This is a genomic window from Kitasatospora sp. NPDC093558, assembly GCF_040683475.1.
In the GTDB taxonomy this organism is placed as follows: Bacteria; Actinomycetota; Actinomycetes; order Streptomycetales; family Streptomycetaceae; genus Kitasatospora.
Genome location: NZ_JBFBDY010000807.1, coordinates 1 through 2,523 on the forward strand (window position 1 = coordinate 1; position 2,523 = coordinate 2,523).

Annotated in this window: 1 protein-coding gene; it reads right to left on the minus strand. The window is 67.3% G+C overall.

The window, feature by feature from the left end; genetic code table 11:
- Positions 1-128: 128 nt before the first annotated feature.
- Positions 129-2,363, minus strand: coding sequence for an alpha-L-fucosidase (locus tag AB0O00_RS35460; RefSeq protein WP_363658823.1), 2,235 nt, complete (start codon positions 2,361-2,363; stop codon positions 129-131).
- Between the last annotated feature and the right edge of the window lie 160 nt (positions 2,364-2,523).

Genomic DNA, 2,523 nt, shown 5'->3' on the forward strand with positions numbered 1-2,523 from the left:
GGACTCCCGGCTGCGGGAGTCCGACGAAGGGTCCTGGCGCGGTGGCCACGCGGACAGGCCTGCGGAGCGGACTTGTTGACGGCGTTGTAGCGGTTGGGCAGCGCGTCGTGAACCGCCCGTTCGACGGCCTACTGTGCGATGACGGACCACTGCAGGTTGGAGCTGCCGTTCCAGCCCCACTGCTTGGTGACGGAGCCGGCGGCGACCTGGCCACCGCCGTCCAGGACCAGGCCCGTGGTGCGGTTGGCGATGCTGTACAGGCCGTTGCCCCGATCGGTGATCTGCCACTGCTGGTTGGTGCCGCCGTTCCAGGGAGCCTGCTGCGCGGGTGCCCCGTTGGAGGTGGCGCCCCAGCCGTCGGCGACCATCCCGTTGGTGCGGTTGACCAGCTTGTAGTACCCGTTGCCGAGCTCGACCGCCTGCCACTGGAGATTGGGGCTGCCGTTCCAGGTCCACTGCTTGAGGTTGCTGCCCGAGGCGACGTTGCCGCCGCTGTCCAGGGCCAGGCCGTCGGTGACGTTGCCGATCCGGAAGTAGGTGGCCGGGTTGAAGATCACCTTCAGCGAGGTGATGGCGTCGTTGTTGCCGGTACTGCGCAGGTCGGGGTTGTCCGCGCTGAAGGTCCACGCCGTCCCGGTGAAGTTGTCGGCGGAGTAGCCGATCACCTGGTAGCCGGCCGGAACCCGCAAGGACGAGATGGTCTGCGCCGCCAGCCCCGCGCTCTGCAACTGGGCGGCCGTATAGCCGCCCAGCACCAGCGCGGCTGCCGTGCCCGCGTACGAGATGTCGCTGTACGCGGTGGCCACGCCGGTGCCCCCGGGCTGGAGGACGGGGATCTGACCGGAGAAGGTGAACTTCAGGACGTAGGCGAGGGCGCTGAACGGGGCCGAGGGCGACGGCAGCGTGATGTGCAGGCCGTCGCTCGCCTGGGTCGGGGTGGGCAGGCTGGTGTACGTGCCTGCGGTCGCACTGAGCAGCTGGACCGAGGTCAGGGAGCTGAGGTCGATGCGGCCGCTCGCCAGGGTGCTGATGGTCGTGGAACTCCCGGGCCAGCCGAGGACCGTGGCGTACAGGACGGTGCCGTCCTTGCTGCGGGTGAACCGGAAGTCCTTGTTCGTGCCTGCCACGGGGGTGGTGAAGGAGCCGCCGCCCATCTTGGTCGGCCCCTCCCCGTAGACCGTCCACGCCCGGGTGGCGTACACGGACTCGCCGAACCGGTGGAGGTGGTCGCCGATGCCCAGAAGGACGTCCTTTTGGCCCTGCGGAATCGTCCCGTCCGCCATGGGGGCGATGTTGAGCAGCACGTTGCCGTTCTTGCTGACCCGGTCGATCAGCGCGTGCAGCATCTGCTGGGTGGAGTAGTAGCCGATGCCGACGGTGTAGCACCAGCTGGAGCTGCTGATGCTGTCGTCGGTCAGCCAGTACGGGTTGGCGATGTCGCCCGGGCCGCCGCGTTCGTAGTCGAAGACCTCGCCGAGGTTGTCGTAACCGTCCTTGTAGGTGGCCACGACCAACCGGCCCCAGCCCAGGGCCTGGTTGTAGTAGTACGAGAGGAAGTTCAGGCGTTGCGTCTCGTCGACCTTGGAGAGGTCGAAGTCCTCCCACAGGATGTCCGGTTGGGCCAGGTCGATGACCTCCTTGAGCTTGTCGTACCAGAGCTGGTTCTCCGCCGTGGTGCCCAGCTGGCCGAAGAGCTTCTGCAGGCTCGCGGTCGGCTGCGCCGGCGCGTGGTCGTAGTAGCCGTTGAAGTTGTAGGCGTGGTGCATGGCCACCAGCAGCTTCAGTCCCTTGCCCCGGATCGAGTCGCGGAAGATCTGCAGGAGGTTCAGCTTCGGTCCTCGCTGCACCGAGTTCCACTCGTTGACCGTGCTGTTCCACATCGAGAAGCCGTCGTGGTGCTCCGCCACCGGCCCGGCGAACCGGGCGCCGGCGTCCACGAAGAGCTGGGCCCAGGCGTCCGGGTCGAAGTTCCCGCCCTGGGAAGCCAACTTGGGCGAGAACTGCACCCAGTTGCCGGCCTTGTCGCGGGCCCCGTCGAGGAAGTTGTTGTACGGCCAGACCGACGGGTCCCCGTAGGTGGCGATGTGATGGTTGTTCACATCGCTGCCGCCGATGTACATGTTCCGCGGGTACCACTCGCTGCCGTACGCCGGGACACTGAAGGCGCCCCAGTGGAAGTAGATCCCGAACTTGGCGTCCTGGAACCACTCCGGCGCAGGCGGGTGCTGATCCACCGAGGCCCAGGTGGGCGAGTAGGACGACGGGGCTGCGAGCGCCCTCGCCGTACCGAGCGTCAGATTCGCCGTCGCGGCGGCAACGATGCCGGCGGCACTCGACAGGAAGACACGTCTGTTGATCGCCATGGCTGGATCCTTCGTCGTTGGGTGGAGGACGTTCCGGACCGCGCCACCGAAGCTCGGGCAGCGCATGTCGTGCGGCTCGACACGGCCTGCCGCGTGCAAGGCGTAGAAATGTGAGCGATAACAGAAGCGGCCCAGCCGATTCTGGCAGCCTCGTGACGAC

Bases quoted from the DNA above. Each gene is read 5' to 3' on its own strand.
- AB0O00_RS35460 (WP_363658823.1), bottom strand. From the start codon at position 2,363: ATGGCGATCAACAGACGTGTCTTCCTGTCGAGTGCCGCCGGCATCGTT.